The sequence below is a fragment of the Psychrobacter sp. genome (assembly GCF_035469765.1).
Taxonomy (GTDB): domain Bacteria; phylum Pseudomonadota; class Gammaproteobacteria; order Pseudomonadales; family Moraxellaceae; genus Psychrobacter.
Map to the genome: position 1 here is coordinate 1 of NZ_DATIRM010000172.1, position 6568 is coordinate 6568.

General features: G+C 43.7%; 5 protein-coding genes and 1 pseudogene. 3 read left to right on the forward strand and 3 right to left on the reverse strand.

The window, feature by feature from the left end; genetic code table 11:
• The 3 genes and pseudogenes from gidA to VLN09_RS04920 all read left to right on the forward strand — a co-directional run.
• Nucleotides 1–534 (forward strand): annotated as a pseudogene (gene gidA, locus VLN09_RS04910) (tRNA uridine-5-carboxymethylaminomethyl(34) synthesis enzyme MnmG); the annotation flags it as partial.
• A gap of 120 nt (nt 535–654) precedes the next feature.
• Nucleotides 655–864 (forward strand): ChaB family protein, encoded by a 210-nt coding sequence (locus VLN09_RS04915; RefSeq protein WP_325244244.1) that lies wholly within the window; start codon nt 655–657, stop codon nt 862–864.
• 99 nt (nt 865–963) lie between these two features.
• Nucleotides 964–1923 carry an AEC family transporter gene (locus VLN09_RS04920; protein WP_325244246.1) on the forward strand — a complete coding sequence of 320 codons (960 nt, stop codon included), beginning with the start codon at nt 964–966 and terminating at the stop codon, nt 1921–1923.
• A gap of 122 nt (nt 1924–2045) precedes the next feature.
• Here the strand turns inward: VLN09_RS04920 and VLN09_RS04925 are convergent, their stop codons facing one another.
• From VLN09_RS04925 to VLN09_RS04935, 3 genes are all read right to left on the reverse strand, one after another.
• A complete protein-coding gene (locus VLN09_RS04925) occupies nt 2046–3065 on the reverse strand; it encodes an LLM class flavin-dependent oxidoreductase (protein WP_325244248.1) in 1020 nt (339 codons plus the stop codon).
• 325 nt (nt 3066–3390) lie between these two features.
• The gene (locus tag VLN09_RS04930; protein ID WP_325244250.1) at nt 3391–5979 is read right to left on the reverse strand and encodes a membrane-bound PQQ-dependent dehydrogenase, glucose/quinate/shikimate family; all 2589 of its coding nucleotides are present in this window, start codon (nt 5977–5979) and stop codon (nt 3391–3393) included.
• 462 nt (nt 5980–6441) lie between these two features.
• Nucleotides 6442–6568 (reverse strand): transposase (locus tag VLN09_RS04935; protein ID WP_325244253.1); only part of this gene is annotated, 127 nt, incomplete at its 5' end.

Below are 6568 nucleotides of genomic sequence, written 5' to 3' on the forward strand. Positions count from 1 at the left end.
GGTCGCAAGCTTGGCTTAGTAGATGATGTGCGCTGGCAGGCTTATGAAGAAAAAATGGAAGCGATAGCCTCAGAAACTTCGCGCCTCAAAGATATTTGGGCAACGCCTATCAATGCGTTGGGTGCACAAGTCACCGCACAAACAGGAGAGGTGCTGTCTAAAGAATCGACGGCTTATGATTTGCTCAAGCGTCCACAAATACATTTTAATGATATTGCAGCGATTACAGGCTCTGAGGTTGATAGTCAAGTCGGAGAGCAGATTGAAATCTCTGTCAAATATGCAGGCTATATTGATCGTCAGCAAGAAGATATCGATCAGATGAAGCGTTTGGAGAACACAGTGCTACCCATGGATTTTGATTATAGTGTGGTGTCTGGATTGTCCAATGAGATTGTCCAAAAATTGACGCAAATTCGTCCGGCAACTTTGGCACAAGCTGGGCGTGTTAGCGGTGTCACACCTGCTGCTATTCAGCTATTGGCAATGACAGTTAAAAAACAGAAAAAAGTACAAGCAGCATTAGGGGTATAATGTTGTTTTTAACAATAAAACCGTTAACATTGATGATGTAATAAAAAGCATAAAAGATAAAAACGACGGTCAATTAACCATAATAAATCAAAGAGACAATCACAGACAAGGAGAACACTCATGCCTTATGATAAATTGTCAGACTTACCAGACGCTGTAAAAGATAACCTACCGAAACACGCACAAGAGATCTTTCGAGCCGCCTTTAATAGCGCCAGTAAAGAGTACGATGATGAATCACTCTGGTTTGCTACCGCGTGGGCGGCAGTCAAAAACGTCTACGAAAAAAACGACGACGGCAACTGGATAAAAAAGCCAACTCATAAATAGCGATGCAACATACACTATAGTGAAACTTCCATAATCCAACGCGACCGACAGCAATAATGTTCTTATTATTTTGAGCGTCTTGCTAACTTGAGCTTATTTATGATCGAAGCTATTTTATTTGCAATTACTATTGTCCTGCCCAACCTTTTTTTAATGTGGTTGGGTTTTTTTATGAAAAGACGTGGTGAGGCGGATCAGGTATTTGTCGATCAGGCGTCCAATTTTGTTTTTAATTATTGCCTGCCATGTCTACTATTTTTTAGCGTGGTCGATAGTGATGTTGATTATGCCAAGCAAGTTGTATTGATAGTTGCGGGCATTGTGGTGACCTTTATCTTGTTTATCGGCTCTGAGCTCTATGCCAAACGTTTTATCAGTGACCCTGCTAATCAAGGGGTTTTCGTACAAGGCATCTTCCGCAGTAATATGGCGATTATTGGACTTGCGACAGTTGCCAACGCTTATGGCACAAGCGGCTTAAGTATCGGTGCCGTCTATATGGGTGTGGTGACGATATTGTTTAATATCTTAGCGGTGATTACGCTTAGCCGTGTGTCGAAAAGTATGGACGATACTTGGCTCAGTCGTAGTAGTATGATTGTCAAAAAGCTATTGACCAATCCACTTATTATTGCCCTTGTGGCAGCATTTACTTATAAAGCATTGCCACTGCCACCACTTGCAGGTGTCATTCATACCACTGGTGGATTATTGGCAGCGGTTGCATTGCCACTTGCACTGATTTGTGCCGGTGCCAGCATTAATTTGAAATCAATGCTGCATCCATCTGGACTCTCGATGCAGGCGAGTATTGGGCGCATTGTTATAGCACCGCTAGTAGCAATAGCGGTTGGTTTCGCTTTTGGCTTAACGGGTGTACATCTGGGCGTACTGTTTTTGATGGTTGCCTCACCAACGGCTGCAGCAAGCTATGTGATGGCAAAAGCGATGGGTGGTAACGATATTTTAGCCGCTAATATTTTGGCATTTACCACAGTGGTGGGTATGTTTGGTATGGCAATTGGCGCCGCAATATTGCGTGCCATGGGGCTAATTTAACCACTGCTTGAGAAATATATAGTCATTTATAAAACAAGGGTTAAATAAAAAGACAGTTATTAAAAATTTATCAAACCCTGATTAAAAAACCTCCTCATCGTTAAATGGGGAGGTTTTTTTAGTTATACAAATGCTTCTGTTGGTTGTAAATCAAACAAATTAAGCTCAGAGACAAGCTCAAGTGAGCGCACACGGGCCGCTTGGTCATAGACGTTTGCTGTAACAATTAGCTCATCTGGCTGATAGGTAGCAAGGAACGCTGCAAGCTTTGGTTGAACAGTGGCAACAGAGCCGATAAACGATACCGACAACGCACTATCCACCATCATTTTCTCAGAAGCGCTCCAAATACTATCCATATCATGAGTAGGCTTAGGCATTTGACCCGTTTCACCTCGGCGTAAGCGCACAAAGCTCTGCTGGGCTGAAGTAAAGTGATACTGCGCCGTCGCGTCATCATCCGCAAGCAATAAATTTGCCGCTAGCATAACATAAGGCTTGTCTAAATAAGCCGACGGTCTAAATTGCTCGCGATATGCATTGATGGCTTGTCCAAGCATTTGCGGTGCAAAGTGTGAAGCAAACACATACGGTAGTCCCAAATGCGCTGCTAAGGTCGCACCGAAAAGGGAAGAACCTAATATCCAAATAGGAATATTAGATTTTGCACCCGGAAATGCCTGTACGGGACTATCATCTGTGCCATTCCCCAAAAAGTATATTAATTCTTGCACATCTTGTGGAAAGCGATCAGCATCTTGCATCTGGCGACGTAATGCCTTAAAAGTTGCACCGTCTGTACCGGGCGCACGACCCAAACCCAAATCTACGCGGTCGCCGTATAATGCTTGTAAGGTACCAAACTGCTCTGCGATAACAAGCGGCGCATGATTGGGCAGCATGACGCCACCTGCGCCAATACGTATGCGTTTGGTCTGAGCACCAATATGCGACAGTAGCACTGACGTCGCTGCACTAGCAATACCGGGCATATTATGATGCTCTGCCATCCAATACCGGTTTAAGCCAGATTTTTCAGCTTGCTGCGCTGTCTCGACGGTTTGGGCAATGCCTTCAGCGATGGTTTTGCCTTCAGGGACAGGTGCGAGATCTAGGAAAGATAAAGGGATTTTGTTACTCATAAATTATCCAGTAGTGTATTAATTATTTTCTACTGATATGCTTATAGTCAGTGATAGTTTCAAGTACCTCTAGTCAGTGTTAATGAATCATAACAAAGTAGACTAACTCAGTATTTAAGCTCACTTAACAATTATCAATGTGCGTTTATAGATATAAAGGCGTGCCTATAAAGTTGTAATACATTATGAATAGGGCACAAGCAATATTGCAGCACTAAAAAAAGCAGGCAACCTAAGTTACCTGCTTTTTTGATTGGCTAGTGATAAAGCGGCAATGAATCAAATCATTAATACTTTATCAACATGACGTTATTTGGTTGAATGACTATTTAGATTGGTCACCAAGCTTATACGCCACGATATAATCACCAATGGTCGTACCAACTGAACCATGTCCACCAGCAACTAATATCACCATTTGCTCACCTTTAGAGTTCAAATAAGTCATCGGTGTGGCTTGACCGCCAGCTGGAATACGAACATTCCATAGCACATCGCCATTCTTCAGATCATAAGCTCGGAAGTTGTTTTCGGTCGCCGCTGACAAGAATGCTAGTCCGCCTTTAGTGATGATAGGCCCACCGATACCAGGGACACCTAGCTCAAATTTTATAGGGATAGGGGATAAGTCTTGTACGGTACCGTTCTTGCGCTGATAAGCAATCTCACCTGTGGCCAGATCAGCACCTGCTATCGTGCCCCATGGTGGCTGCTGACAAGGTACACCGAGCGGTGATAAGAAAGGCCCAAGCTCTACGGCATAATCTGCGCCTTCATTAGCATTGACTCCTTGCTCTCCTTTATTGGTTTCCGCATCACCCAATGTGTCTCTAGGAATGAGTTTTGAGGTAAATGCCAAATATGTCGGCATACCGAACATCACGCCATTTTCAGGATCGACAGCGATGCCTCCCCAGTTAAAGGTGCCGAAGTTACCAGGGTAGACCAAGCTACCATTGGTTGATGGCGGTGTATAGCGACCATCATAGTTGAGCTGATTGAACTCAATACGGCACATCATTTGATCAATAAGGCTGGCGCCCCACATATCTTTTTCAGTCAATGGTTCAGGCTCAAAGCTCAAGCCAGAGTAAGGCTGAGTAGGTGCTGCATGCTCTCCTGCTACAAGATATCCTTGCGGTGCAGGACGCTCTTTAACCGGCACAATAGGCTCGCCTGTTGCGCGGTTCAAGACGTATACGTCACCTTGTTTAGTTGGTACAACCAAAGCAGGTTGGACACCATCAGCTGTATCTAAGTCAAGTAACGTTGGCTGAGCAGGGGTATCCATATCCCAAAGGTCATGATGGACAAACTGCTGGACCCAGCGCGCTTCACCTGTCTTAATATCTAGCGCGACAACAGACGTTGCATACTTTTCTTCAGCAGCGCTTCGATAGCTACCTAACTGATCGGGCGTACGATTGCCCATAGGAAAATACGCCAATCCAAGCTCTTCATCGGCACTGGCGATTGCCCATGAGTTTGGTGAGCTGGTTTTGTAAGTCTGGGCTGGGTCATTGATATCAAAGGGCGCTGTGTTTTCAGGATCGCCTGCATCCCAATTCCACATGAGTTCACCCGTATTGACATCATAAGCACGTATCACACCAGAGGGTGAGTTGACATCATAGTTGTCATTGACTGCGCCAGCTACAATAATCACATCCCCTGCAACTACTGGTGGCGATGTCGAATAATAATATCCTGCCTGATTAAATGGCATATTATGCATCAAATCTAATGCACCATCGTCACCAAAATCTTGACAGCGTTGCCCAGTATTTGGATCAAGTGCATATAACTTAGCATCAGAGGTTGGAATAAATATCTTGGCATCGCATTGTTTAGATGCGCTTTCAAAAGTATTACCAGTAACTTTTTGAACCATCATATTGCTGTGCGCAGCAGGTTTGTTGGTTATGGCTGTATTATTAGCCGTTGTATCATTGATGGCGCTATCACTGTTTGCCTCATCATTAGCAACTAGAGGAGTACTATCCGTGCCAGCTTGACCAGCATAATAAGACACGCCTCGACATGTTTGGTGTTGGCGTTGTAGGTTCTTTTCTACTTTGGGATCAAACTTCCATAGTGTCTTACCAGAGTCTGCATCCAATGCCAGCACCCAGTTATGAGGGGTGCACATATACAGAGCATTGCCGATTTTTAATGGCGTTGCCTGATAAGTAGTCTCACCGACATCATTAGGACCTTTGACATCACCTGTTTGGATTTGCCAAGCAAGCTCTAAATTTTTGACATTATCAGTGTTGATTTGAGTTAGGGGAGAATAGCGTTGCCCATAGTTAGTACGACCATACGCGCTCCACTCGCCGTCTGGTGTTTGTTGGCCATTTGATAGTGGGTCACCAAGATTTGCAGACGTATCAGATGAAGTGGTATCTTGATCGCCATCATCGATGGCTGTTAAATTGAGCTCGCCTAACTTGTCAGTGGCATTGTTTGCTAAGCTTCCAAAAGAGAGCAATGCACCCACACCCACGCTAGCGAGCAATCCCCAATAATAAAGAGGGTTTTTCTTAACAGTGTCTATGGTTGATGTCCTACTAGCAGAGCTCGTCGATACTTGAGTCTTGTGACCACGCATCTTATTTGATACCCATGGCAAGAGCATCAACAGACCAAATATGAGCGGGAAGCCAACACGAGGCGCTAGCGCCCACCAATAAAATCCAGATTCCCAAAGTGCCCAAACAATGGTCGCTACTATAAAGATGGCGTAGAGTGCGTAAGCACTCCAATATTTTTTGAACAATAAAAATGCCGTCGTCAGTATGATAACGCCGGCAAAAAGATAGTAAGGACTACCGCCTAGAGAGAGCAGATAAGCGCCACCGATAAGCAAGGGGGCGGCAAAAACTGCCATAATGATCGCTACGAATTTTTCCATGAGCGGTACCACCTGTTTACATAAGAGCAAATGGACATGCAGTGATCGACACCCAGTAACAATCAGCAATCAGTAATAACGAGATGTCTAGGCGTCCAGCAATACATGCATAATAAAAAATAAATCAAACGCTGAATGACGTTCTAGACTCTATTTTATCATTTAAGCATAAGTTCGGTAAAGGTGGGGTAAGCTAGGAGTAACGGTTTGGTATAGTTGTTTCTGGCACAGCTCCATAAATGCGCGACCATACTGGCGGATTTTGGCATCGTTCTGAACTATTATTAAAGACTAAATTTTAGTATTGCAACATGAGTCAAATAAGTATTAATTTCTCATATGCTAGTCTAATTGCTTTGTGTTCTAGGCAACATATTGTGGTAACGTTAGGAAAGAAATATTAACTTATGTTAGAAAAATTAGTCACATTCTTGTAAAAGTTAACTTAACTAGGGCGTGTCATCAATTAAGCCAAATAACAGAAGAAACCAGATGAATAGCACTCAAGAAATGACAGGCTAACTTGTCATAGCGAGTAGCAATCGCACGGTATTGCTTAATCTTGGCAAAGAAGTTCTCAATTAAGTGT